The sequence below is a fragment of the Pseudomonas sp. PB3P13 genome, assembly GCF_054897735.1.
On sequence record NZ_CM142702.1, the window covers coordinates 2,066,324 to 2,089,123 of the forward strand.

General features: G+C 58.5%; 26 protein-coding genes and 1 pseudogene. 15 read left to right on the forward strand and 12 right to left on the reverse strand.

Annotated features, from left to right (window positions below; genetic code table 11):
- Positions 1 to 43: 43 nt before the first annotated feature.
- Positions 44 to 850, reverse strand: a complete 807-nt coding sequence (locus tag ACYZT1_RS09455; RefSeq protein ID WP_462018692.1) for a TatD family hydrolase — start codon at positions 848 to 850, stop codon at positions 44 to 46.
- A gap of 234 nt (positions 851 to 1,084) precedes the next feature.
- Between ACYZT1_RS09455 and ACYZT1_RS09460 the strand changes: the two genes are divergently transcribed.
- The 3 genes from ACYZT1_RS09460 to ACYZT1_RS09470 all read left to right on the forward strand — a co-directional run bounded on the left by ACYZT1_RS09460 (position 1,085) and on the right by ACYZT1_RS09470 (position 3,666).
- Positions 1,085 to 2,506: an MltF family protein gene (locus ACYZT1_RS09460; RefSeq protein ID WP_462018693.1), complete on the forward strand. Its 1,422-nt coding sequence runs from the start codon at positions 1,085 to 1,087 to the stop codon at positions 2,504 to 2,506.
- Positions 2,507 to 2,610: 104 nt separating this feature from the next.
- Positions 2,611 to 3,045 carry a DoxX family protein gene (locus ACYZT1_RS09465; protein ID WP_462018694.1) on the forward strand — a complete coding sequence of 145 codons (435 nt, stop codon included), beginning with the start codon at positions 2,611 to 2,613 and terminating at the stop codon, positions 3,043 to 3,045.
- Between the two features lie 312 nt (positions 3,046 to 3,357).
- Entirely contained in the window at positions 3,358 to 3,666 is a 309-nt protein-coding gene (locus ACYZT1_RS09470; RefSeq protein ID WP_462018695.1) for a class I SAM-dependent methyltransferase, read from the forward strand.
- 11 nt (positions 3,667 to 3,677) lie between these two features.
- On the opposite strand, the pseudogene ACYZT1_RS09475 reads toward ACYZT1_RS09470, so the two are convergent.
- Both ACYZT1_RS09475 and nhaA read right to left on the reverse strand, forming a co-directional pair.
- Positions 3,678 to 3,782, reverse strand: a pseudogene (locus ACYZT1_RS09475) (GreA/GreB family elongation factor); the annotation flags it as partial.
- A gap of 42 nt (positions 3,783 to 3,824) precedes the next feature.
- Entirely contained in the window at positions 3,825 to 5,201 is a 1,377-nt protein-coding gene (gene nhaA / locus ACYZT1_RS09480) for a Na+/H+ antiporter NhaA (protein WP_462018696.1), read from the reverse strand.
- A gap of 280 nt (positions 5,202 to 5,481) precedes the next feature.
- On the opposite strand from nhaA, the gene greB reads away from it, so the two are divergent.
- A complete protein-coding gene (gene greB, locus ACYZT1_RS09485) occupies positions 5,482 to 5,976 on the forward strand; it encodes a transcription elongation factor GreB (protein ID WP_462018697.1) in 495 nt (164 codons plus the stop codon).
- A 42-nt stretch (positions 5,977 to 6,018) separates the two neighbouring features.
- Here greB and ACYZT1_RS09490 read toward each other — a convergent pair whose 3' ends face one another.
- Entirely contained in the window at positions 6,019 to 8,523 is a 2,505-nt protein-coding gene (locus tag ACYZT1_RS09490; RefSeq protein WP_462018698.1) for an ABC transporter permease, read from the reverse strand.
- Positions 8,523 to 9,206, reverse strand: a complete 684-nt coding sequence (locus tag ACYZT1_RS09495; RefSeq protein WP_016770883.1) for an ABC transporter ATP-binding protein — start codon at positions 9,204 to 9,206, stop codon at positions 8,523 to 8,525. Before ACYZT1_RS09495 ends, ACYZT1_RS09490 begins: the two co-directional genes overlap by 1 nt.
- 10 nt (positions 9,207 to 9,216) lie before the next feature.
- Here ACYZT1_RS09495 and ACYZT1_RS09500 point away from each other — a divergent pair, with 10 nt between their 5' ends.
- From ACYZT1_RS09500 to ACYZT1_RS09510, 3 genes are all read left to right on the forward strand, one after another.
- Positions 9,217 to 9,822: an arylesterase gene (locus ACYZT1_RS09500; RefSeq protein ID WP_028619978.1), complete on the forward strand. Its 606-nt coding sequence runs from the start codon at positions 9,217 to 9,219 to the stop codon at positions 9,820 to 9,822.
- Positions 9,823 to 9,878: 56 nt separating this feature from the next.
- Positions 9,879 to 10,172 carry a hypothetical protein gene (locus tag ACYZT1_RS09505; RefSeq protein ID WP_462018699.1) on the forward strand — a complete coding sequence of 98 codons (294 nt, stop codon included), beginning with the start codon at positions 9,879 to 9,881 and terminating at the stop codon, positions 10,170 to 10,172.
- 150 nt (positions 10,173 to 10,322) lie between these two features.
- Positions 10,323 to 11,294, forward strand: coding sequence for a L,D-transpeptidase family protein (locus ACYZT1_RS09510; protein WP_462018700.1), 972 nt, complete (start codon positions 10,323 to 10,325; stop codon positions 11,292 to 11,294).
- Between the two features lie 123 nt (positions 11,295 to 11,417).
- Here the strand turns inward: ACYZT1_RS09510 and oprI are convergent, their stop codons facing one another.
- On the reverse strand, positions 11,418 to 11,669 hold the full coding sequence (gene oprI / locus ACYZT1_RS09515; protein WP_003183784.1) for an outer membrane lipoprotei OprI: 252 nt from the start codon (positions 11,667 to 11,669) through the stop codon (positions 11,418 to 11,420).
- A 634-nt stretch (positions 11,670 to 12,303) separates the two neighbouring features.
- On the opposite strand from oprI, the gene ACYZT1_RS09520 reads away from it, so the two are divergent.
- Positions 12,304 to 12,591, forward strand: a complete 288-nt coding sequence (locus ACYZT1_RS09520) for a GNAT family N-acetyltransferase (RefSeq protein ID WP_462018701.1) — start codon at positions 12,304 to 12,306, stop codon at positions 12,589 to 12,591.
- 69 nt (positions 12,592 to 12,660) lie between these two features.
- On the opposite strand, the gene ACYZT1_RS09525 is transcribed toward ACYZT1_RS09520, so the two are convergent.
- Together ACYZT1_RS09525 and ACYZT1_RS09530 are read right to left on the reverse strand one after the other, a co-directional pair.
- A complete protein-coding gene (locus tag ACYZT1_RS09525; protein WP_462018702.1) occupies positions 12,661 to 13,737 on the reverse strand; it encodes a 3-deoxy-7-phosphoheptulonate synthase in 1,077 nt (358 codons plus the stop codon).
- A gap of 129 nt (positions 13,738 to 13,866) precedes the next feature.
- On the reverse strand, positions 13,867 to 14,310 hold the full coding sequence (locus ACYZT1_RS09530) for a PilZ domain-containing protein (RefSeq protein WP_462018703.1): 444 nt from the start codon (positions 14,308 to 14,310) through the stop codon (positions 13,867 to 13,869).
- Here ACYZT1_RS09530 and ACYZT1_RS09535 point away from each other — a divergent pair.
- The 5 genes from ACYZT1_RS09535 to cysB all read left to right on the forward strand — a co-directional run bounded on the left by ACYZT1_RS09535 (position 14,309) and on the right by cysB (position 18,265).
- Complete coding sequence (locus ACYZT1_RS09535) at positions 14,309 to 14,695, forward strand: thioredoxin family protein (RefSeq protein ID WP_462019216.1); 387 nt, start codon at positions 14,309 to 14,311, stop codon at positions 14,693 to 14,695. The two genes, ACYZT1_RS09530 and ACYZT1_RS09535, sit on opposite strands and share 2 nt — an antisense overlap.
- On the forward strand, positions 14,692 to 15,648 hold the full coding sequence (locus ACYZT1_RS09540) for a putative 2-dehydropantoate 2-reductase (RefSeq protein ID WP_462018704.1): 957 nt from the start codon (positions 14,692 to 14,694) through the stop codon (positions 15,646 to 15,648). Before ACYZT1_RS09535 ends, ACYZT1_RS09540 begins: the two co-directional genes overlap by 4 nt.
- 24 nt (positions 15,649 to 15,672) lie before the next feature.
- Positions 15,673 to 16,578 (forward strand): 5'-nucleotidase, encoded by a 906-nt coding sequence (locus ACYZT1_RS09545; protein ID WP_462018705.1) that lies wholly within the window; start codon positions 15,673 to 15,675, stop codon positions 16,576 to 16,578.
- A gap of 94 nt (positions 16,579 to 16,672) precedes the next feature.
- On the forward strand, positions 16,673 to 17,170 hold the full coding sequence (locus tag ACYZT1_RS09550) for a universal stress protein (protein ID WP_462018706.1): 498 nt from the start codon (positions 16,673 to 16,675) through the stop codon (positions 17,168 to 17,170).
- A gap of 120 nt (positions 17,171 to 17,290) precedes the next feature.
- On the forward strand, positions 17,291 to 18,265 hold the full coding sequence (gene cysB / locus ACYZT1_RS09555; protein ID WP_462018707.1) for an HTH-type transcriptional regulator CysB: 975 nt from the start codon (positions 17,291 to 17,293) through the stop codon (positions 18,263 to 18,265).
- A gap of 6 nt (positions 18,266 to 18,271) precedes the next feature.
- Here the strand turns inward: cysB and ACYZT1_RS09560 are convergent, their stop codons facing one another.
- Both ACYZT1_RS09560 and ACYZT1_RS09565 read right to left on the reverse strand, forming a co-directional pair.
- The gene (locus tag ACYZT1_RS09560; protein WP_462018708.1) at positions 18,272 to 18,754 is read right to left on the reverse strand and encodes a GreA/GreB family elongation factor; all 483 of its coding nucleotides are present in this window, start codon (positions 18,752 to 18,754) and stop codon (positions 18,272 to 18,274) included.
- Positions 18,755 to 18,756: 2 nt separating this feature from the next.
- Positions 18,757 to 19,164 (reverse strand): hypothetical protein, encoded by a 408-nt coding sequence (locus ACYZT1_RS09565; protein ID WP_462018709.1) that lies wholly within the window; start codon positions 19,162 to 19,164, stop codon positions 18,757 to 18,759.
- A gap of 124 nt (positions 19,165 to 19,288) precedes the next feature.
- Between ACYZT1_RS09565 and earP the strand changes: the two genes are divergently transcribed.
- The gene (earP, locus tag ACYZT1_RS09570) at positions 19,289 to 20,431 is read left to right on the forward strand and encodes an elongation factor P maturation arginine rhamnosyltransferase EarP (RefSeq protein ID WP_462018710.1); all 1,143 of its coding nucleotides are present in this window, start codon (positions 19,289 to 19,291) and stop codon (positions 20,429 to 20,431) included.
- A 48-nt stretch (positions 20,432 to 20,479) separates the two neighbouring features.
- Complete coding sequence (locus ACYZT1_RS09575; RefSeq protein ID WP_007943632.1) at positions 20,480 to 21,049, forward strand: elongation factor P; 570 nt, start codon at positions 20,480 to 20,482, stop codon at positions 21,047 to 21,049.
- Positions 21,050 to 21,231: 182 nt separating this feature from the next.
- Here ACYZT1_RS09575 and ACYZT1_RS09580 read toward each other — a convergent pair whose 3' ends face one another.
- Positions 21,232 to 22,248 (reverse strand): alpha/beta hydrolase, encoded by a 1,017-nt coding sequence (locus tag ACYZT1_RS09580; RefSeq protein ID WP_462018711.1) that lies wholly within the window; start codon positions 22,246 to 22,248, stop codon positions 21,232 to 21,234.
- Positions 22,249 to 22,280: 32 nt separating this feature from the next.
- Complete coding sequence (locus ACYZT1_RS09585) at positions 22,281 to 22,700, reverse strand: organic hydroperoxide resistance protein (protein WP_462018712.1); 420 nt, start codon at positions 22,698 to 22,700, stop codon at positions 22,281 to 22,283.
- Positions 22,701 to 22,800: the final 100 nt, after the last annotated feature.

Below are 22,800 nucleotides of genomic sequence, written 5' to 3' on the forward strand. Positions count from 1 at the left end.
GTGGGAGCTTGCTCGCTCCTGCAGCAATAAGCGGCCGCCGTGCTCAGTCGATCACTGGCAAGCCGTAAAAAGCCCGGGCGCACGCAGTTGTGTGCGCCGCCAGGTCTTCCTCGCTTTCCCCGCGCTGCATTGCCACTTCCCGCAACACTTCAGTCAGATACGCCGGTTCGTTACGACCATTCTTCGGCTTGGGCCGCAAGCTGCGCGGCAGCAGATAAGGTGCATCACTTTCCAGCATCAAGCGCCCGCGTTTGATTTCCTTCATTAATGGATGCAGATGAGTGCCACGGCGTTCGTCGCAGATCCAGCCGGTGATGCCGATGTGCAAGTCCAGATCGAGGTAGCTGAACAGCGCCTTTTTTTCGCCGGTGAAGCAATGCACCACGGCGGCAGGTAGCTGGTCGCGGTAGTCGCGCAGGATTTCCAGCAAGCGCTGACTGGCGTCGCGTTCATGAAGGAAAACCGGCAGTTGCAGTTCGACCGCGATCGCCAGATGTTCTTCCAGGACTTTTTCCTGCTGCGCACGGGGCGAGAAATCACGATTGAAATCCAGCCCGCATTCACCCACGGCGACCACGCGTGGTTCCTTCAGCAAGCTACGCAGATGCTGAGCGCTGTCAGCGTTCCAGTCGCTGGCCGAATGCGGATGAAGGCCGGCGGTGGCGAACAATCGCAACGCCGTTTCGTCCAGCTGTTGGCACAGCTCCAGCGCCTGCTCGCTACCCTCGACACTGGTGCCGGTCAGCACCAGTTGGCAGACGCCGGCTGCATACGCACGGTCAAGCACACCCTGATGTTTGTGGGCAAAACTTGGGTTGGTCAGGTTGACGCCAATATCGATGAGTTGCATGGTGCTACCTCGGACCGAAGGCCGCAAAGCATACCAGAGCTGTAGATTTATAAGAAAAGCCAAGAACTACAAAGGGTTATAGCAATCTGTTGTTGCCGCGATGCCGACTGGATTGGTCAAGGTGCTGTCACTGTGCCAGTCTTGCGCACTTGCCAGCGCTTAACGCGCTCTGTTTCTGTCGTTCGATTTCCCGGGGATCCCCGGAATCGGCCCAGTATTCTTTCCGGAGAGCGGATGACACGTCCCTCGATTCTGCTTTTGCTATGTTGTTCGTTACTCCTGCCGACGCCTGCCGTCGCGCGTCTGGCGGGCCCGCTGCAAGCCGTGCCGGCAGCGAAGGTCCGCGATCTGGCGGAAATCCGCAGCAGTCGAGTGCTGCGCGTACTGGTCAATCAGAGCCGCAACAGCTCCGGCGAAGTTCAGGGCCAGGCCATTGGTGTCGAATACCATCGCCTGCGCGCCTTCGAGCAATACCTCAATGGTCACGCCCGTGATGGCCAAAAAATCACCCTCAAGATCATTCCCAAAGCCAAGGATCAGTTGCTGGGCGCGTTGCAGCGCGGGGAGGGCGATCTGGTTGCGCCCGGCGAACTGCTTGATCTGCAGCCCGGTTATGCGGTGAGTTCGAGCGAACCGGTCGCCCGTAACGTGCCGTTGCTGTTGGTGGGAATCAAAGGTGAACGACGCTTTACCCGACTGGAGCAGCTTTCCGGCAAAACCCTGGCGTTGCCGACAGGCAGCGCTGCCGGGGATGCCGTCAGTCAGATCAACCAGAAGCTTGCGCTGCACAAACTGCCGCCGGTGAAAATCGAATGGGTCGACCCCAGTCTGGCGGTCGAGGATGTGTTGGAAATGGTCCAGGGCGGGATCTTTCACCTGACCATTGTCGAGCAACCCATTGCCGAACGCTGGGGCAAGGTTTTGCCGAAGTTGCGCTTTGACCGGCAGGTGCTGATCAGCGATCCGGGTGAGGAATTCTGGTTCGTGCGCCGCGATGCATCGATGTTGCGTGCCAGCGTCGATCGTTTTCTGAGTGGCTACAAAAAACCTGCGGATCAGGATGTGGCGTTTCTGCGCATCTATCGACGTCTGTATCAAGTGCACTATCCGCTGGCAAAAGCGGATCGTAAGCGGCTGGAAAGTCTGCGGCCTGTGCTGCAGAAACACGCCGATGCGCAAGGCATGGACTGGTTGAACCTCGCAGCCCTGGCGTTCAAGGAATCGCGGTTGCAACCCAATGCGCGCAGCGGCAGCGGCCCGACGGGGCTCATGCAAATCACGCCGTCGGCGGCGCAGCGGGTCGGCGTCAACAATATTCAGAATCTCGATGCGAATGTGCAGGCCGGCGCCAAGTACCTTGCGATGATTCGTCGCAAGTTTTTCGCCAGCCCCAAGCTTAACGAACGCGAGCGCATGGCCTTTGTGCTGGCCGCCTACAACATTGGGCCGGAGCGGGTTCAAGGTATGCGCGCCGAGGCGCGGCGGCGAGGCCTGAATCCTAATCAGTGGTTTTTCCAGGTTGAACGTATCGCTATGGAGCAGGTGGGAATGGGACCTGTCAGCTATGTTAATAGCGTCAACAAGTATTATCTGGCGTTCGATCGTGAGCGAGAGTCGCTGGAGCCTCCGGGGCACAAGGTCGTCTCACGCAAATAATCGAATAATCTGATCGTTATGGCGGGAATTGTGCGCTTGTAACATTTGTTTTGCTGATTAGAATGGCGGCCATCCACACACAACTCTCAAACGGATGACACAGTATGAACTCGATGATTAAAAAGGTTTTATTTACCCGCGCAGGTTACGGCCTGACTGTTTTGCGGATTATTGTCGGCGTCATTTTCGCTGCACACGGTGCGCAGAAGCTTTTTGGTGCGTTCGGCGGACACGGTTTGGCGGGGACCGCGCAGTTCATGGAAAGCCTTGGGCTGGCACCGGGCTATTTGATGGCGACTCTGGCCGGGGGGACCGAGTTTTTTGGCGGTCTGGCTTTGATTATCGGCCTGCTGGTTCGCCCTGCGGCATTGGGGCTGACGTTTATTTCGCTGGTGGCGATTTTCACCGTGCACATCAGTAACGGTCTGTTCATGGCCAACAATGGCTATGAGTTTGCCTTGGCCTTGCTTGGCGGGAGTATTGCGGTGTTGATTGAAGGGGCAGGCAAGCTGTCGGCTGATCGGGCCATTGCCGGGTGATGACTGTGAGTGCCTGGGCGGCCAACGAACCGGTCTGACCCGGACGGGTGTGCAGTGAAGACAATGGACGCAGAGCATCCATGGCCTCTCACTGCGCACCCGTTTTTTATTGCGCGTCATTCTTGACACCGCTCGGTCAGCTTCTCTAGGATGCTGCTTATGCGCCGATTTAAACAGCTACTTGCGGGGCGCCAGGTGACTCACAGAGTTGCCGATAGAAGCTAGAAACTCAGCTTCGAAATACCGCTAAAGCGCTGGTTCGGTGTTGCCTCTCACCTGCCATGCAGACTTTTGAGGCAGAGACACGACACGATGAATGCACTACGCCCCGTTACACGTCCCGCGCCGATCACGGCACACCTCACCCAGCGCAATCCAAAAATCCTGCTTGGCGGCAAGCATCAGCCGACGCTGCTGCGTTACCTCGATGGCTGGCCACGTCGTAACGGCGGGCCTGCGGCTTTCCTTATTCAGTTTGTAGAAGACGGCGAATCACTGGCTCGCTTTGCCAACGACAGTTTCGATCTGGCGGTCATCCAGTCACCCAACCTTGAAGACGCTGCCGAAGTCATCAGGCAACTGACCCGCGTCGCTCGACAAGGGTTGATAACCCGCCGCTGAGGTTCAGCGACTCACTGCGCGCCGATCGCTGTCTGCGCGCGCACTTCGGCGTTCAGTGCCTTGCCGATCAGCGCGCGGGCGAGCGGTGAGTCGATGCTGATCAGACCTGCTTCAAGTCCAGCTTATAGACTTGCACCTGATACTTGCTGTACCTGAGTTCATACGCTGTTTTCCTCTGGCTGCAGTCGTTTGGGTAGCCGTATCCAACCCCAACTCAGGCCCAATACTGCCGCAGCACCGGAAGCGCATAGTACGCTCAACTTTGAGGCCGCTAGCAAGGCTGCATCTTCAAATGCCAGCGATGCAATGAAGATCGACATCGTAAAGCCAATACCGGCGAGCAGGCCAACGAGGACGATGCCGGACCAGGTTACTCCGGTCGGGAGCTCACACAATTTGGATTTGACTAGCACATATGAGGCGAAAATCACGCCCAATGGCTTGCCCACGACCAGTGCCAGTATCACCGCTATAAATACCTGCTGGGACATTGCATTTGCCAGGTCGGCACCTGCGAAGCTCACACCCGCGTTGGCAAGCGCGAAAAGCGGCATGATGCCAAATGCCACCCATGGATGAAGTGTCAGTTGAATCCGCTGCACCGGGGAGAGCATTTCCCTCTGAGCTTGAAGCAGTTCCTTCAAGGGTTTGACGACTGACTGACCTGGAGCGTCGTTTGACGAGAACCTGTCCAACAAATCGTGGAAATTTCTCTGGATCATATCCAACGGCCGCTCTGTCATTGGCATTGAACGCACCGGAGTCAACAGCCCGAGAATCACACCAGCCAAAGTTGGATGCACACCCGTTTTCAGCAATCCGTACCACATGATCGCGCCCGGTATCAGATAGGGAGTCATCTTGCCAACCCCCATTTTCTGGAACATCAGGATCATCAAAATACCGCCTGAGGCGATTGCGATCCCCGTGTAGTCCAGGGTAGAGGTAAAGAACACCGCAATAATCAGAATCGCCACGATGTCATCGATGATCGCTAACGCCAGCAATAATACCCTCACGCCTCCAGGAATTGACTTACCCAGCAAGGCAAGTACACCGACGGCGAATGCGATATCCGTTGCAGTTGGCACAGCCCAGCCATCACTGGCCGCTGTCCCATGGTTGATAGCAATGTATATCAACGCCGGCACCAACACGCCTCCGAGCGCTGCCCCCATCGGGAGAAAAGCCATTTTGAAGCTGGCTAAGGCGCCATCATGGATCTCCTGACGTATCTCAGCGCCTACGACTAAAAAGAAGATAGTCATCAGGCCATCGTTCACAAGGAAATGAAGGGATCGCGATACGCTGAAATCACCAAAACCAAGAGTGATCTGGGTATGCCAAAGGTGTTCGTAGCTCTGCGCAAAAGAACTGTTTGCCCACACCAAGGCTGCAATAGCCGCAATCAGCAGCGCAATCCCGCTGACAGCTTCAATGTGCGAAAACCGTTCCAGAGCAGCCAGTGCTTTTTCTGTGAGCACTTGAGGGCGGGGAATAGACGGGGAAGAGGGCTTATTTCCAGGCACTGGCATTCTCCGCTGGCGGCCCGACCAACGCTTGAGATTAACCTGCCCTGCGCTTCATGCAGCAGGGCACCCGGTCCGATGGTATGAATGTATAAGTCTGTGCGCAAATCTTTTTGGCGACTGCCTGGATGAACCTACACAACCCGGGCCCGATTCACTAAGCTGTAGAGCCACATGCAATTTGATAATTCAGCTTTGGCAATCGTTTCGACCATCTGGATTGGTAGCCGGGCATTCTTGACCCGCTCTTGCCTTATTGGAGTTCATCGTTAGTGACACATCCGACTTGAGTACCAACATCATCACAAAGGAAGGTCATGAGGCCCTGAAGCAAGAGCTCGACTTCCTTTGGCGGGAGAAGCGTCCCGACACAACCAGGAAGGTTACTTGGGCGGCGTCGCTGGGCGACCGCAGTGAGAATGCGGATTACCAGTACAACAAGAAGCTGCTCCGAGAGATTGATCGTAGAGTCCGATACCTTCGTAAGCGGCTCGAGGACGTGCGGGTAGTCGAGTATTCCCCTGAGCAGGAGGGGAAAGTCTTCTTCGGTGCCTGGGTCGAAATTGAAAACGAGGCGGGGGACATCAAGAAATTTCGAGTTGTGGGGTACGACGAAATTTACGGCCGTAACGATTACATCTCGATCGATTCGCCAATGGCCCGGGCGCTGTTGAAGAAAGAGGTGGGTGACGAGGCGGTTGTGCAGACCCCGGGCGGGGAAATGTTGTGGTGGATCAACGAAATACTGTACGAGATCCCCGCGGTGCGGGGAGGGCGATAACGGTTCATGGCGACTTCTCGTGGTTGAGGAGCCGGAGTCTTTTCAACCCTCTCGCAATACGGTCAGCGGGCTGGCGTTCAAGGCGCGACGCGTGCCAAACACGCCGGCGCCGCCTATCAGGATTGCGCCAATCACCGGCAGGACCAGCAACCATGGGTGCGGGTGCCATGGCAAGTCGAAGGCGTAGCGGTACAGCACCAGGCTTACCAGTTCCGAACCCAGCGCCGCCAACAGGCCGCTGATCGCACCGAGCAAGCCGAACTCAATCCGCCGGGCCTTGACCAGCAATTGCCGCTCAGCCCCCAGCGCCCGCAGCAGCGCGCCCTGGCGGATGCGTTCGTCCAGCGTTGCTTGAAGGCCGGAGAACAGCACGGCCATCCCGGCCGCCAGTACAAACAACAGCACATATTCCACGGCCAGGGTGACTTGGGCAAGGATGCTGCGCAGTTGTTCAAGCAAGGCTTCCACGCCCAGGATGGTGACTGCCGGGAAGCTGCGTGACAGGTCGACAATCTGTTGGTCGTGACCGGCCGCCAGATAGAAACTGGTCAGGTAGGTCGCTGGCAAGTCTTTCAAGGTGCCGGGCTGGAAAATCATGAAGAAGTTTGGCTGGAAGTTGTCCCAGTTGATCTCCCGCAGGCTGGTGACTTTCGCTTCGCGATTGACCCCGCCGACGGTGAACACCATGTGGTCGCCGAGCTTGAGCTTCAGGCTTTCGGCGACTTTGCCCTCCACCGAAACACCTGGAATCTCATCCGGCGTTTGCTCGGGCCACCAGTTGCCAGCGGTGAGTGTGTTGCCTGCAGGCATTTGCGCCGCCCAGGTCAGGCTCAGGTCGCGCTGAATAGCTCGATCGCCGGCAGAATCCTTGCTGACGATTTCCTGCACCGGCTCGCCATTAATACTGATCAGCCGCCCGGGCACCACTGGATAGAGCGGTGCCGATTGCGCAGACAATTCAATCAGGCGATCGGTGAACGCCTGTTTGTCCGCCGGCAGAATATTCAGCGCAAAATAGTTTGGTGCATTCTTCGGCAATTGATTCTGCCAGGTGTCCAGCAGCTCACCGCGCAATAAAGCGATCAGCGCCATCGACAGCAGGATCAAGCCAAACGCCAGCGACTGACCTGCCGCCGCCAACGGATGACGCAATAATTGGCCCAAGCCGAGGCGCCACGGTAACGAAGCGCGCGCGAGCATTCGGCGCAGGCTCTTCAACAGCAGCAACAGCAAACCACCCAGGACCAGCGCGGCAATTACGCCGCCGCCGAGCAGGGCGAACGTCAGGACCAGATCGAGACTCAGGCGCCACATGATCAGACCGAGCGCACCGAGCGCTGCGCCGTAGACCATCCAGGTGCTGGACGGTATTGGCAGCATGTCGCGGCGCAATACGCGCAGAGGGGGCACACGGCCGAGTGCGGCCAGTGGCGGCAGAGCAAATCCGGCAAGGGCCACCAGCCCGGTAGCAATCCCGGCGATGGCCGGGAACAGGCCTCCCGGTGGAACGTCCGTCGGCAATAAATCATGCAGCAATGCAAACAGGCCGAGTTGCGCCAGCCAACCGATCGCGGCACCGCTGATGCTCGCGAGCAGTCCGAGCACGGTCAATTGCAGACTGAACAGCAGCAGGGTTTCGCGCCGGGACAAGCCCAGGCAGCGCAACAGTGCACTGGCGTCGAATCTGCGCGTGGCAAAGCGCGTTGCCGACAGCGCCACCGCGACACCGGACAGCAAGACGGCAACCAGGCTGGCCATGTTCAAATAGCGTTCGGCCTTGCCCAGCGCGCCGCCGATTTGCCGATTGCCGTCGCGGGCATCCTGAATGCGTTGATTCGGCGCCAGGCCGGGGTTGATTGATTGGCGATAGGCTTCCAGCGTTTGGGCATTGCCGCGCCAGAGTTCGCGATAGCTGACGCGACTTCCGGGTTGCACCACCCCTGTCGCTTGCAGGTCGCTCAGGTTGATCAGCACCCGCGGCGTCAGGCTATAGAAATTGCCCGCGCGGTCGGGTTCATAGGTCAACACGCGCGCCAGTTTCAGGGTGCGCATGCCCACATCAATGCTGTCGCCAATCTTCAGATTCAGCGCGGTCAGCAATCGCGCTTCGACCCAGGCTTCACCGGGCTGGGGCCCGCCGCCGACTTCTTCCGGTGCGAAGGGCGCCGAGGCGCTTTTCAGTTCGCCGCGCAGGGGATACACATCGTCTGCTGCCTTGATGCTCGACAACTGAATGCCGGTGTCGGTGGCGATGACGCTGGAAAATTCCACGACCTGAGCGTGCTCCAGACCCAAATCGGTACCGCTGGTGATCTGTTCCTGTCGCGCCGGAGAACTGCCTTCAAGCAGCAGATCGGCGCCGAGAAATTCGGTGGCGCGCAACATCATGGCGCCATTCAGGCGGGCGCCGAAGTAGCCGATCGCGGTGCTCGCCGCTACGGCGACCAGCAGGGCGAAAAACAATACGCGCAGCTCACCGGCGCGGGCATCGCGCAGCAATTGGCGGATGGCGAGACTGAACAGGCGCAACAGCGGCAGGCGTGCCATCAAGGCTCCAGAGGGGCGACCAGCAGGCCGGCTTCAAGGCGGATCAGGCGCCGGCAGCGATGTGCCAGGCGTTCGTCGTGGGTGACCAGCACCAGGGTCGTGCCGCGCTCTTTGTTCAATTCGAACAAAAGATCGCTGATACGCTCGCCGGTGTGGCTGTCGAGGTTGCCAGTGGGCTCATCGGCAAACAACACGTCTGGCTCCGCAGCAAACGCCCGCGCAATCGCCACGCGCTGTTGCTCGCCGCCGGAGAGCTGGCGCGGTGAGTGAGTCAGGCGCTGGCCGAGGCCGACGCGTTGCAGCAATTGGGTGGCGCGTTCGCGGGCATCCTTGCGGCCGTCCAGTTCCAGGGGCAGCATGACATTTTCGAGCGCATTCAGACTGTCGAGCAATTGAAACGACTGGAACACAAAACCCACGTGTTCGGCACGGATACGTGCGCGCTGGTCTTCGTCGAGATTGCTCAGGCCCTGACCGGCGAGGGTGACTTCGCCGCTGCTGGGCAGGTCGAGGCCGGCGAGCAGTCCCAGGAGGGTGGATTTGCCGGATCCGGACGCGCCGACGATAGCCAGGCTATCGCCCTTGTTCAGTTCCAGGCTGAGTTCGTGCAGGATAGTCAGTTCACCTTCCGCGCTGGGAACCACTTTGCTGAGGTTCTTCGCGGTGAGAATGCTTGCGCCCATGGAGAATCCGATGCGAGTGTGGTTTTTGAGTGCTGGCCTGGCCTTGATGTGCATGGCCCAGAACGCAGCGGCGGGTACAGTCCTGATCGTTGGCGATAGTATCAGCGCCGGTTTCGGCCTGGATACCCGCTTGGGGTGGGTGTCGTTGCTTGAGCAGCGGCTCAAGCGCGAAGGTTTCGACGATAAGGTGGTCAATGCCTCCATCAGCGGCGACACCAGCGCTGGAGGCCAGGCGCGCCTGCCCGCGCTGCTTGCAGAGCATAAGCCGGAACTGGTGATCCTCGAGTTGGGGGGCAACGACGGTCTGCGCGGAATGCTCCCGACGCAATTGCAACAAAACCTTGCAGCGATGATCGACAGCTCCCGCGCCAGTGGTGCCAAGGTGTTATTGCTTGGCATGCAGCTTCCACCCAATTATGGCGCGCGCTACACCAAGGCTTTCGCCGAGGTTTATCCCTCGCTCGCGGAGCAGAAAAAAGTCCCGCTGGTGCCGTTTTTTCTCGAAGGTGTGGGCGGTCATCCGGACTTGATGCAGGCCGATGGCTTGCACCCGGCTGCGGGGGCTCAGGACAAGTTGCTGGAAAATGTCTGGCCGGCACTGAAACCGCTGCTTTGACGCTTTTCTAGCGGCGGTGTTTCGGCTAAGGTGGCGCCCCCGATTTGGAGCCCCCGATGCCGCGTCCCGCCTGGTCCCTTTTTGCCTACCAACTGATCGAGCCTGACGAACAGCTGGACCTGTTCGCCTGTCAGGAAGTGCGGGTGCATCTGGTGACACGTCAACTCGAACTCGGCGGTTCGGCGGATCGCACGCTGTGTGGCAGCTTGTTGCCGGCACAGCCGCGCTGGTCCGCCGTGGATCGCCGGGTGTTTCAGGACCAGCGCCTGTGTTCCCTGTGCCGGGCCATCCTGGAGTCGCAAAAACGCGGCACCTCGCCGATCTGGCCTGAGCTGCGTTTCGAGCTGTAGCTGATCGGTGGCGAGGGGCTGTCGGATTGCTGCATCTTGTGGCCAGGGGGCAAGCGCCCTGGCCACAGGTCTTGAGTCTCCCCGAAATTCCAGACGCCAGTGTACAATTCGGTTTTTATGCCCTTGTCGATCATGCGAAGGATTTTCCGGATGTTGCCGCGCTTTCCTGCCGTCACCCGCTGCCTGACTCTCGCCGCCCTGTGTGTGGCGGGTCCCGTTGCAGCATTGGAGCTGCCCCTGCCGCCACCCGGTGAAGACATCATCGGCCAGGTGCAGGTGATCAAGGCCAAATACGAAGACACCTTCGCCGACCTTGGCACGACTTACGACCTGGGCTATTCGGAAATGGTTGCAGCCAATCCGGGTGTCGATCCATGGTTGCCGGGCGCTGGTACCGAGATCGTGCTGCCAACGCGCTTCATCCTGCCGCCGGGTCCGCGTGAAGGAATTGTCATCAACCTGGCCGAATACCGCCTCTATTACTTCCCCAAGGGGCGGGACGTGGTTTACACCTTCCCGCTGGGCATTGGTCGTGAAGGCTGGGGGTCGCCGATTGCGCACACCAGCATCATTCGCAAGACGCCGAACCCGACCTGGACGCCACCCGCGTCGATCAAGGCCGAGCACGCCGCCGATGGTGATCCGCTGCCAAACGTAGTCCCGGCCGGTCCGGACAATCCCCTGGGACCGTTCAAGTTCACCTTGGGCACCCCGGGTTACCTGATCCACGGATCGAACAAGAAATTCGGCATCGGCATGCGCACCAGCCATGGCTGCTTTCGTATGTTCAACAACAACGTGCTGGAAATGGCCGGAATGGTTCCGGTCGGCACGTCGGTGCGCATCATCAGCGATCCGTACAAGTTCGGCGTGAGCGGCGGCAAGGTTTACCTCGAAGCGCACACACCGCTGGACGACAAGGGCAACCCGTCTGTAGTCGACAAGCACACCGCAGTGATCAACGCGATGCTCAAGCGAGAGGACATCACCAACAACCTGCGCATGAACTGGGATGTCGTGCGGGACGTGGTTGCTGCCGAAGATGGCTTGCCGGTTGAAATCGGCGTGCCGAGCGGTCCGGCCCCGATGGTCTCGAGCGCGCCGCTCGATCCGCTGCAGTAACGCTTGAAAACATCCCGCCGAGGCTGACCGCTTCGGCGGGTTGTTTATTGCCTGCGCCGAACGTCAGGCAATAAAAAAGCCGACCCAAAAATGGATCGGCTTGATAACAATCCCGAGGGACTATTACTTGCGGCTAGCTTTTTCCAGCATGCGCAGAGCACGCTCGTTAGCTTCGTCAGCAGTCTGTTGTGCTTTTTGAGCAGCAGCCAGAGCTTCATCAGCTTTACGGTAAGCTTCGTCTGCACGAGCCTGGGAGCGAGCTGCTGCGTCTTCGGTAGCAGTCAGACGTGCTTCGGTTTCTTTCGATGCGCTGCTGCAACCGGTAGCCAGAACTGCGGCCAGAGCCAGAGCAGAGAATTTCAGAACGTTGTTCATCGTGTTCCCCTTCAAGGACTTTCTATTAAGTGGCTGTCTCCTCAGAACGAGGAAATAGCCGGCGTACATACTACCCATTACTTGTAGTAAGTAAACTGACATGAAGCCAGAAGCCAAAAAAATTGTAGGCGTTGATTCTTTTTCGAGCAACTTTTAACTGCATGGGTTAACGAATATCCAGCTAGAACCGCCGTACAGAGCGAGTTAGTAAGGAAAAGTTCCGCGCTCATACGACTGTTTGCAGTCTTCGCTAAAGTCCGCATATATGCGTTCGTCTACACTTTTGTTCGAATTTTGCGCAGCGCCTCTCATAATCTTTATCCATGTTGAGGTGACTTTAAAAGGGCCAGCTCGTCTCAAGTCTCAACATCCGGCAATGTTCAGGCTGTCGACCTGCAAAGAGCATCGGTCAAACAGTCTCTGCATCACCCCGGGCAGCACTAGGCCACCTGCGCGATGACGAGCGTACCTTGAGCATTTCTGCCAATGGTGCCTACTATTTCATACGTGCCCGGTTGTGCGAGAAGTGCAGCTTTTTCGGTGTCGATTCAGGCACAGGGTGGCGTAGATGTTCCTTCGCCGGAAAAACATCGGTAAGGTAGGGGTCACAATTCAAGACCCGCGAGGAGTAGTGATGAGCGAGGCGTTGTCCATCCACCATGACCAGGCTGGTCATCAGTTCGAGACCACTGTGGACGGTCATCGTGCCTACCTGACCTACATGGATCTGGGAAAACAGACCCTGGATATCTATCGCACTTTTGTGCCCAATGCACTGCGTGGCCGCGGCATTGCAGCGGCCCTGACCGAGAAGGCGCTGGAATACGCCGAGGCGATGGGCTATACGGTGATTCCGTCGTGCTCTTACGTCGAGCGCTACATGGAACGTCACCAGCGGCATGCCGCCAAGCTGGGTCAGTAAACAGCTGCTTTTAGCGAACATGAAAACGCCGGGTTCAAGCCCGGCGTTTTTGTGTGCGGCAAACAGTAATCAGGTGCGGGTACGTTTGGGCAACACGTCCTTGAGTTTGGCATGCATGCTGCGCAAGGTGTTTTCGGTGGCGGACCAATCGATACAGGCGTCAGTGATCGACACGCCGTATTGCAGGTCGGCGAGGTCTTTCGGAATGGCCTGGCAACCCCAGTTCAAATGACTCTCGACCATCAAACCGATGATCGACTGGTTGCCTTCGAGGATCTGATTGGCGACGTTTTCCATCACCAACGGTTGCAGGGCCGGGTCCTTGTTGGAGTTGGCGTGGCTGCAATCGACCATGATGTTCGGCTTGATCTTCGCCTTGTTCAGCGCTTGCTCACACAATGCGACGCTGACCGAATCATAGTTCGGCTTGCCATTGCCACCGCGCAGCACCACGTGACCGTAGGCATTGCCCTTGGTGGTGACGATCGACACGCCACCTTCTTGGTTGATGCCCAGGAAACGGTGCGGGCTGGAAACCGATTGCAGCGCGTTGATCGCTACGGTCAGCCCGCCGTCAGTACCGTTTTTGAAGCCGACTGCAGAAGACAGGCCGGACGCCATTTCGCGGTGGGTCTGGGATTCGGTCGTACGCGCGCCGATGGCCGACCAGCTGATCAGATCCTGCAGGTACTGCGGAGAGATCGGGTCCAATGCTTCGGTCGCGGTCGGCAGGCCCATTTCGGCCAGGTCCAGCAGCAACTGACGACCGATGTGCAGACCGTCCTGAATCTTGAAGGAGTCGTCCAGATACGGGTCATTGATCAAGCCTTTCCAGCCAACCGTGGTACGTGGCTTCTCGAAATACACGCGCATGACCAGATACAAGGTATCGGACACTTCAGCGGCGAGCACTTTCAGGCGCTCGGCGTATTCGTGGGCAGCCTTGATGTCGTGGATCGAGCAAGGCCCGATGACAACGAACAGGCGGTGGTCGGTGCCATCAAGAATGTTGCGAATCACTTCGCGACCCTTGGTGACGGTGCGCAGGGCAACGTCGCTCAGCGGGATATCACGCTTGAGCTGATCGGGAGTGATCAGCGTCTCGTTGGAAGCGACGTTTAGGTCGTTGATCGGTAAATCAGCCATCGTTTACTCGTCAGGTCACGGGTGCCGGCCGCCAGCGAACCCGCGCGGCGGAGCACAGCAAATTTAAGCGCGTCGGGGAGCCGAACCTTAGCGCGTTACACCGTGGCTCGACAATGGGCAGACAGGGGTTTAATCCAGTGCTGGCTGTGCAAAAGCCTTGCGAACCGTGTCGTGGGAAAACTCGTCGGCGTGTTCGCGCACCCATTCAAGGGCCAGAGCCTGGATGTCCTGCAGGTTGTTGTGCGCATCGTGCATGCGGCAATAGTGTTCGATCCGGCAGACCTGCTCGCCCATCCGTGCGCTGAACAACGTCTGCTCGTCGACAAAGGCAATGCCCACCAGATAGCCACGCTTGCGTCGCAGACACCATGCGACATAGCCGGGATAGCGCGCTTCAGGGTTCAACGTCGGCATGCGCACTTCCAGTGCAGTCCCGTGCCGCCACGCGCGGTGGTAATTGCAAGCCATGCCCCCGAGGCTGATAGTGTGCAGCTGTTGCCGGGAAATACACTCGGGCATAAGCAACGTCAATTCAACCGGCACATCGTCAGGATGAGGAATGAAACGTCCCATGAACACGGACTCCCGGTGTCGGCCATCTGACATTATTTCCCCCAGTATAGTGGGGGAATCGGAACTGACTGATTTCGACGCCGACCAACGGCTGCTGGCGATGAAGGGCGTCTCGTTGGTGATTTTCACCAGCGTCGGCTGCGCCGGTTGTCGCTATGCGCGAGCGCATTTGCCGAGCCTGGGACTGAACGTCGATCGATTGTGCTGGATCGACGCCGGGGACAATGGCGGAGTGGTCGAGCGTTATCGGGTTTTTCATTTGCCCGCGCTCTATGTAGTGCGCGATGGTGAATTTTTTGGAGCAGTGCAATCAGCCTTGACCGCCACCGAGCTCAACGAAGCCGTGCGTCAGGCATTGCTTGGAGCAGCAGAGGAGTTGCCATGACGGGTGCAGTCGCCAAACCGAGAGTCGCAATCATCGGCACCGGTGCCATTGGCGGTTTTTACGGGGTGATGCTGGCGCGTGCCGGCTTCGATGTGCACTTTTTGTTGCGCAGCGAATTTACCGCGGTGGCCGAAGGCGGGCTGCACGTGGACAGTGCCGTACACGGCGCGCTGACGTTGAACCCGGTTCAGGCTTATTCATCGGCGCCGGACATGCCGCCCTGCGACTGGCTGCTGGTCGGCGCGAAAACCACCAGCAACGCCGACCTCGCTCCGGCGATCATTGCTGCTGCAGCGCCGAACGCCAAAGTGCTGCTGCTGCAAAATGGTCTGGACGTCGAAGACAACCTTCGCGCGTTACTGCCCGGTTCGCTGCACATACTGGGCGGGCTGTGCCTCGTATGCGTCCATCGCACTGAGCCTGGCGCGATCACGCATCAGGCGCTGGGCATGGTTAACGTCGGCTACCATAGCGGCCCCGTCGCAGACGAACAGGCGCGCATGGCGATTGTCGAAGAGGGCGCGGACTTGTTTCGCAGCGCCGGCATCGAATCCCGGGCCATGCCGGATTTGCGCCAGGCGCGCTGGCAAAAGCTGGTCTGGAACATCCCTTATAACGGTTTGTCCGTGCTGCTCGGCGCGGGCACTACCCAGTTGATGGCCGATGCCGACAGTCGCGAGCTGATTAAGGCGCTGATGGCGGAAGTGGTGCAGGGAGCCGAAGCCTGCGGTCACGATATGCCGGCCGGCTGCGCCGACCATCTGTTTACGATGACCGAAAAACTGCCGGATTACTGGCCTAGCATGTACCACGATTTCCTGCACAAGCGGCCGCTGGAACTGGCAGCGATTTACGCGCGGCCGTTGTCGGCCGCGAAAGCGGCAGGTTGCGAACTGCCGCGAATCGAAGCGTTGTACCGCAGTCTGGGTTTTATGGATCGACGTAATACCTGAGTCGGTCAACCGAGGGGGAAGGGCATGGCAAAGACGATTGATGACAAACTGGTGCTGGCGATTTCTTCGCGTGCGTTGTTCGACCTGAGCGAGAGCCACAAGGTGTATCTGTCGAGCGGCGTTGAAGCATACCGGCAATATCAGATCGAGCACGAAGACGAAATCCTTGAGCCCGGCGATGCATTTCCGTTGGTGGAAAAACTCCTCAATCTCAATAACAGCCTGGGCCGCGCCCGGGTCGAAGTGATTCTGGTGTCGCGCAACAGCGCCGACACCGGACTTCGGGTCTTCAACTCGATCCACCATTACGGGCTGGCGATTTCCCGCGCCGCGTTTGTCGGCGGACGCAGTCCTTACCCGTATCTCAAGGCATTCGGTTGCGACCTGTTTCTCTCCACTCACGCCGAAGATGTGCGCAGTGCGCTGGATGCCGGATTTGCTGCGGCGACGATTCTGTCGGGTGGCGCCAGTCGCGCCGCAAGCGACGAATTGCGCATCGCCTTCGACGGTGACGCGGTGCTGTTTTCCGACGAGTCGGAGCGGGTCTACCAGGCCAGCGGTCTGGAAGCGTTTCAGGCCAGTGAGCGCGAATCCGCGCGCGAGCCGTTGCGCGGCGGACCGTTCAAAGGTTTTTTGGCGGCGCTCAACCTGTTGCAGCGCGAATTCCCGGACGATGCCTGTCCGATTCGCACGGCCTTGGTCACTGCGCGGTCGGCGCCGTCCCATGAGCGCGTGATCCGCACGCTGCGCGAGTGGGACATTCGACTGGATGAATCCCTGTTTCTGGGGGGGCTGACCAAATCGGCTTTTCTCGAAGCCTTTGCCGCCGATGTTTTTTTCGACGATCAGGCCGGCCACTGCGAGTTGGCGCGCGAGGTGGTGGCCACCGGTCATGTGCCCCACGGCATCAGCAACGAGCAGAAAGTTTAAGCCTGTGCTTCAACGCGTTACGCGGGCCGTCGCGCTCGCCTGGGCACTGCTAAGCTGAATCAATCTCCGCCATGTAGGCACTCGAGGAGGTCATATGATTCGGTCGATGCTGTATGCCACTGACCTCGGCTTGTACGCGCCATTGGTGATGCAGCACGCTTTGACGCTGGCCCGGACATTCAATGCCGACCTGTATGTGGTGCACGCGGTTGAGCCAATGGGGCTGTTTGCAGAATCCGTTTTGCAGAGCTATCTGGATGAGCAGGCGCTGAGCGATTTTCATCGCGAGGGTTTGAGTACCGTCATCGCCAACATTGAGCAGCGCGTCCTCGACAGCTTTCGCGAAGAGTTCGGTGATGAAGACGAGCTGGAGCGGATTCGGGCAGTGCGTGTGCTGCAGGGCGATCCGTCGCAGGTGATTCTCGACCAGGTGCAGAAACTCTCTGTGGATTTGCTGATCGTAGGGAGTCACAGCCACGGTGCCGGCGCGGAAACACCCCTGGGCAGAACCGCGGCGCGGGTGTTGCAGCTGGCGCGTGTGCCGGTCTATCTGGTGCCGTTGGTCGAGCGCCGACGGCACGGGGATCGTTAATGATCCATCAGGCGAATAGTGCCTGCCTGATAAAAAGTTCTAGATTTATTCTTCAAACCATTAATATAGTTATATACCGTCGCTGATGCCGTGGCGTCTACCTTGCTTTGAGGGATTCATATGAAGCTTCAACAACTGCGCTACATCTGGGAAGTGGCGCACCACGACCTCAACGTTTCGGCTACCGCCCAGAGCCTGTACACCTCTCAGCCGGGCATCAGCAAGCAGATCCGTCTGCTGGAAGACGAATTGGGCGTCGAGGTTTTTGCTCGCAGCGGCAAACACCTGACCCGCGTCACCCCGGCCGGCGAGCGCATCATTACCACCGCCGGCGAGATTCTGCGCAAGGTAGAAAGCATCAAGCAGATCGCTCAGGAATTCTCCAACGAGAAGAAGGGCACCCTGTCTATCGCGACAACGCACACCCAGGCGCGTTATGCCCTGCCGCCGGTGATCAGCAATTTCATCAAGCAATATCCGGACGTTGCCCTGCATATGCATCAGGGTTCACCGATGCAGATCGCCGAAATGGCGGCTGACGGCACCGTCGATTTCGCCATTGCCACCGAAGCGCTCGAGCTGTTCGGTGATCTGGTGATGATGCCGTGCTATCGCTGGAACCGCTGCGTGGTTGTCCCGCATGGCCATCCTTTGACCAAACTGTCGAAGCTGACGCTGGAAGCGCTGGCCGAATACCCGATCGTGACCTACGTGTTCGGTTTTACCGGCCGTTCCAAACTCGACGAAGCCTTCAGCCATCGTGGTTTGACGCCGAAGGTGGTGTTCACCGCGGCCGACGCCGACGTGATCAAGACTTACGTGCGCTTGGGGCTGGGCGTGGGCATCGTGGCGAAGATGGCGGTTGATACCAAACTGGATAACGACCTGGTGGTGCTCGATGCCAGTGAGCTGTTCGAATCCAGCGTGACCAAGATCGGCTTCCGTCGCGGTACCTTCCTGCGCGGTTTCATGTGCGATTTTATCGAGAAATTCGCGCCGCACCTGACGCGCGAAGTCATGGCCAAAGCCATTCAGTGCCATAACAAGCAGGAACTGGAAGAGCTGTTCGACGGCGTCGAACTGCCAGTTCACTGATATCGATCAAATCACCTCGGTAACAGCAAACTGTTGCCGAGTGCCCGCCACCAGAATCTCCACTTCATCCCCCTCGAATTTGCCCAGCAAGCCCTTGCCCAGCGGTGAGCGAGGGGTGATGACGGTAATCAGTTGCCCCACCAGATCGACCTTCAAGCCTGCTGCATCGGGGGCGAGAAACAGCCATTGTTCTCGACCGTTTTCATCTTCGAGACCCAGCAAGGCGCCGACTTCGATGCCACGCTTTTCGTCATAGGCGCGCAGGGGCAGGTTCTGGCAAAGCGTCAGGGACTGACGGATTTCGTCGACGCGCCGGGCTTGGCCTGCGGCGAGATAAGAGGCCTCCAGGCCCAGCGTGTCGTACTTGTTTTCGGCGATGTTTTCTTCGTGAGTCGCGGTTTCGTAGGCGGTTTGCGCGGCGCGTTCGGCGATGTCGAGATCGATATGCAACTTGTCGATGATCAGTTGATGGACCGAGTGCTTATTCATGTTCAGTCGCAGAACTGCAAAACATTGGCGCGGCTCTTTTCGCTCGGCGCATTCTGATCCTGTTGCAGCCAGAACTGGCACTTGGCGTTCGACAGGTTGCGTTTGCTGCTGCGCGCCTGCTCGGCCATCTGCTGTTGCTCGTTGTTGCGCAGGTTTTCCTGATACTGCTCGAACATTGGATTTTGCGGCGTGGGTTCTGGCGCGGGTTGCACTACCGGCGGGGTCGCCAGTTGCTGCACCGCCTGAGCCACTGGCGCCAGCTGCTCGCTGAATAGCAGCCGGGAGGCGAGCCAGCAGGTTAGCGCAATCGCCAGGAATCCCAGCCATAAACCAAGGGCAATACTGCCGGTCAGTTGCAGCGTATTGAGCTGCACCGGCAAGCGGCGGCGCGGGTGGGGACGGTAGGGCATGGCTGCCTCCTGGCGGATGATCGCGGGCGAGTGGCGATTGTCGCATGAAGATTAAACGCCGTCGGCTCTTCTGCACGAGGTAATTTATGCGGACAATCGGCGGCTTTGCCAACGGGAGCCTGAAATGCCTGAACTGAAAACCCGCTGGGACATTTTTTGCACTGTGGTGGATAACTTTGGCGACATTGGCGTGACCTGGCGTCTGGCCCGACAACTGGTGGCCGAGCATTCGGTGACCGTGCGCTTATGGGTGGATGACTTGCGTGCTTTCGAGCGACTTTGCCCGCCGATCGACATCAATCTGAGCCAGCAATGGCAAGAAGGTGTCGAAGTGCGGCACTGGCCAAAAGAATGGCAAGCCGCCGACGCTGCCGATGTGGTCATTGCCGCGTTCGCCTGCCAGTTGCCCGGCGCCTACATGGACGCCATGGCGGCTAGACAACAACCGCCGTTGTGGATGAACCTCGATTATTTGAGTGCAGAAGACTGGGTGATCGGCTGCCACGGCTTGCCGTCGGTGAAATTCAAGACTGTGCAGAAGTTTTTCTTCTTTCCGGGTTTCCAGCCGGGCACCGGCGGCTTGCTACGTGAACGGGGATTGCTGGCTCGGTGTCGGCAATTTCAGCAAGACGCCGATGCTCAGCGAAACTTCCTTCAAAGCCTGGGTATCGATCGTGCGCAAGGCGCGCAACTGATCTCGCTGTTTGCTTACGAAAACACCGGCCTGGCCAGTTGGCTGGATGCGATGGCAACCGATTCCACGCCCACGCATTTGCTGGTCCCGGAAGGCCGGATTGTGGCGGATGTCGAGCGCTGGCTCGGCATGGACGATCTCAAGGTCGGCGCGATTCATGTTCGCAATGCGCTAACCGTGCAAATTCTGCCGTTTGTCCGACAGGATCAATACGACCTGTTGTTGTGGTGTTGCGATTTCAACGCCGTGCGTGGCGAAGACTCGTTCGTTCGGGCGCAGTGGGCGGGCCGTCCGCTGCTCTGGCACATTTACCGCCAGGATGAAGACATCCACCTCGACAAGCTCGAAGCCTTCATCACGCTCTACAGCAAAGGCCTGTCCGAGCCCGCGCGCGAAGCGATGAGTGGTCTATGGCGCGCGTGGAATGCCGGCGAGCCGATGGCCGACCACTGGCAATCGGCGCGAAAACATTGGCCCGAATTGCAAAACCATGCAGAAGGGTGGTGTCTGGAACAAGGCTTGCAGGCGGATCTTGCCGCAGCGCTGGTACAGTTTTACCTAAATTGGATATGATACGCGGCCTAGATTTTTGTAAATCCCATCCAAATTCGGATATTCGCAATGAAAACTGGTAAAGAACTGAAACCCGGTACCGTGATCCGTCTCGAAAACGATCCTTGGCTGGTTCAGAAAGCTGAATTCACCAAGTCCGGTCGTAACAGCGCGATCATGAAGACCAAGCTGAAAAACCTGCTGACCGGTTACAAGACCGAGATCGTTTACAGCGCTGACGACAAACTGGACGACGTGATCCTCGACCGCAAAGAAGCGACCCTGTCCTTCATCAGCGGTGACACTTACACGTTCATGGACACCACCGACTACACCATGTACGAGCTGAACGCTGAAGACATCGAAGCCGTTCTGCCCTTCGTTGAAGAAGGCATGACCGATGTGTGCGAAGCGATCTTCTTCGAAGAGCGTCTGGTTTCCGTAGAGCTGCCGACCACTATCGTGCGTCAGGTGGACTACACCGAAGGTTCCGCTCGCGGCGACACTTCCGGCAAGGTGATGAAGCCTGCCAAACTGAAGAACGGTACCGAACTGTCGGTGGCTGACTTCATCGAAATCGGCGACATGATCGAAATCGATACCCGCGAAGGCGGTTCCTACAAAGGCCGTGCCAAATAAGCACAGCTTCAGGAATGAAAAAGCCCGACCATTGCGTCGGGCTTTTTTGTGGGTGCTGTTTCGGGTCAACGCTGAAACCTGTGGGGGGCGAGCTTGCTCGCGATGGCGATTTAGCATTCAACGTTTGTGTCGACTGTTACACCGCCATCGCGAGCAGGCTCGCTCCCACAGATGGTCATGCGTTATTTCTTCAGATGTTGTTTCAATTCTTCGGACGCCTGCAACATCGCCGAACGCACCGCTGGCACCTGACTGACCACATTCAACAAACCGTAATCGTGAATCATGCCGTTGTAACGCACCGCGGTTACCGGCACACCGGCCTGATCCAGTTTGCGTGCGTAGGCTTCACCTTCGTCACGCAGCACATCGGCGCCGGCCGTCTGCACCAGCGCTGGTGGCAAGCCCCTGAGTTGCGCGGTGGTCGCTCGCAGTGGCGAGGCATAGATCTCGTCACGCTGTTGGGCGTCGGTGGTGTAGTTGTCCCAGAACCACTTCATCATGTTTCGGGTGAGGAAGTGCCCTTCGGCAAATTGCTTGTAAGATGCCGTGTCGAAATTCGCATCGGTCACTGGCCACAGCAGGGCCTGAAATCTGATCGCTGGCGTGCCTTTGTCTTTGGCCATCAGCGCCACGACCGCCGCCATGTTGCCGCCGACGCTGTTACCCGCCACGGCCAGGCGCTTGCCGTCGACGTTGATTTCTTTACCGTGTTCGGCCACCCATTTCGTCGCGGCGTAAGCCTGGTTGATCGCCACCGGGTAATGCGCTTCCGGCGAAGGCGTGTAATTGACGAACACGGCCGCCGCCCCCGAACCGGCCACCAGATCGCGCACCAGTCGCTCGTGAGTCGGGAAATCTCCCAACACCCAACCGCCGCCGTGGAAAAACATGAACACCGGCAGCTCACCCTTGACCCCGGCCGGCCGGACGATGGTCAGGCTGATCGATTGGCCATCGACCTGAATGGTCTTCTCGCTGACATCGGCTTTGGGCAGCGTCAGTTTGACCCCGGCCTGCGCGCCTACCAGCACGGCGCGGGCGTCTTTCGGGCTGAGCTGTTCAATCGGTTTGCCGGTGCCGGCATTCAACACATCGAGGAACGCCTGAGTGTTGTGTTCAACCCCGTCACCCGCGAATGCGCTGTGGATGGACAGGGCGAGAAGGGTACCGGTCAAGACTTTGCTGAAAGTGTTCATGGGGTTTTTCCTGTTCGGCCTTGAGTCAGGGATCAGACGGTCACGTGCAGGCGCACATCGACGTTGCCACGGGTGGCGTTGGAGTAAGGGCAAACCTGGTGAGCGGCGTCGACCAGCGATTGCGCATCGGCTTGTTCAAGCCCTGGCAGGCTGATGTGCAGGTCGATGTCCAGACCAAAACCGCCAGGGATCTGACCAATACCGACGTGGGCGGTGATCGAGGCGTCGTTCGGGATGCTGCGCCTGGTCTGGCTGGCAACGAACTTCAGGGCGCCGATGAAGCAGGCCGAGTAGCCGGCAGCGAACAGTTGTTCAGGATTGGTTGCCGCACCGCCAGCGCCGCCAAGCTCTTTTGGAGTGGCGAGTTTGACGTCGAGGATGTTGTCGCTGGAGACCGCACGACCGTCACGGCCGCCAGTAGAGGTTGCGATTGCGGTGTAGAGAGTTTGCATAGTGTTGGCCTCGTGGGATTTGTATTTTGTCGCACAAAATGTTTGCGCGCTAAGTAAGTGCGAAATGAATGTAACCCGCAAATATTTAGCGCGCAAGATA

Coding starts and splice junctions, on each gene's coding strand:
- earP (WP_462018710.1), top strand. CDS start 19,289: ATGCCTGAACTGAAAACCCGCTGGGACATTTTTTGCACTGTGGTGGAT.
- ACYZT1_RS09585 (WP_462018712.1), bottom strand. CDS start 22,700: ATGCAAACTCTCTACACCGCAATCGCAACCTCTACTGGCGGCCGTGAC.
- ACYZT1_RS09490 (WP_462018698.1), bottom strand. CDS start 8,523: ATGGCACGCCTGCCGCTGTTGCGCCTGTTCAGTCTCGCCATCCGCCAA.
- ACYZT1_RS09460 (WP_462018693.1), top strand. CDS start 1,085: ATGACACGTCCCTCGATTCTGCTTTTGCTATGTTGTTCGTTACTCCTG.
- ACYZT1_RS09560 (WP_462018708.1), bottom strand. CDS start 18,754: ATGAATAAGCACTCGGTCCATCAACTGATCATCGACAAGTTGCATATC.
- ACYZT1_RS09465 (WP_462018694.1), top strand. CDS start 2,611: ATGAACTCGATGATTAAAAAGGTTTTATTTACCCGCGCAGGTTACGGC.
- cysB (WP_462018707.1), top strand. CDS start 17,291: ATGAAGCTTCAACAACTGCGCTACATCTGGGAAGTGGCGCACCACGAC.
- nhaA (WP_462018696.1), bottom strand. CDS start 5,201: ATGCCAGTGCCTGGAAATAAGCCCTCTTCCCCGTCTATTCCCCGCCCT.
- ACYZT1_RS09505 (WP_462018699.1), top strand. CDS start 9,879: ATGCCGCGTCCCGCCTGGTCCCTTTTTGCCTACCAACTGATCGAGCCT.
- ACYZT1_RS09545 (WP_462018705.1), top strand. CDS start 15,673: ATGGCAAAGACGATTGATGACAAACTGGTGCTGGCGATTTCTTCGCGT.
- ACYZT1_RS09550 (WP_462018706.1), top strand. CDS start 16,673: ATGATTCGGTCGATGCTGTATGCCACTGACCTCGGCTTGTACGCGCCA.
- oprI (WP_003183784.1), bottom strand. CDS start 11,669: ATGAACAACGTTCTGAAATTCTCTGCTCTGGCTCTGGCCGCAGTTCTG.
- ACYZT1_RS09510 (WP_462018700.1), top strand. CDS start 10,323: ATGTTGCCGCGCTTTCCTGCCGTCACCCGCTGCCTGACTCTCGCCGCC.
- ACYZT1_RS09470 (WP_462018695.1), top strand. CDS start 3,358: ATGAATGCACTACGCCCCGTTACACGTCCCGCGCCGATCACGGCACAC.
- ACYZT1_RS09495 (WP_016770883.1), bottom strand. CDS start 9,206: ATGGGCGCAAGCATTCTCACCGCGAAGAACCTCAGCAAAGTGGTTCCC.
- ACYZT1_RS09540 (WP_462018704.1), top strand. CDS start 14,692: ATGACGGGTGCAGTCGCCAAACCGAGAGTCGCAATCATCGGCACCGGT.
- ACYZT1_RS09530 (WP_462018703.1), bottom strand. CDS start 14,310: ATGGGACGTTTCATTCCTCATCCTGACGATGTGCCGGTTGAATTGACG.
- ACYZT1_RS09580 (WP_462018711.1), bottom strand. CDS start 22,248: ATGAACACTTTCAGCAAAGTCTTGACCGGTACCCTTCTCGCCCTGTCC.
- ACYZT1_RS09520 (WP_462018701.1), top strand. CDS start 12,304: ATGAGCGAGGCGTTGTCCATCCACCATGACCAGGCTGGTCATCAGTTC.
- ACYZT1_RS09500 (WP_028619978.1), top strand. CDS start 9,217: ATGCGAGTGTGGTTTTTGAGTGCTGGCCTGGCCTTGATGTGCATGGCC.
- ACYZT1_RS09455 (WP_462018692.1), bottom strand. CDS start 850: ATGCAACTCATCGATATTGGCGTCAACCTGACCAACCCAAGTTTTGCC.
- ACYZT1_RS09535 (WP_462019216.1), top strand. CDS start 14,309: ATGAACACGGACTCCCGGTGTCGGCCATCTGACATTATTTCCCCCAGT.
- ACYZT1_RS09575 (WP_007943632.1), top strand. CDS start 20,480: ATGAAAACTGGTAAAGAACTGAAACCCGGTACCGTGATCCGTCTCGAA.
- ACYZT1_RS09525 (WP_462018702.1), bottom strand. CDS start 13,737: ATGGCTGATTTACCGATCAACGACCTAAACGTCGCTTCCAACGAGACG.
- ACYZT1_RS09565 (WP_462018709.1), bottom strand. CDS start 19,164: ATGCCCTACCGTCCCCACCCGCGCCGCCGCTTGCCGGTGCAGCTCAAT.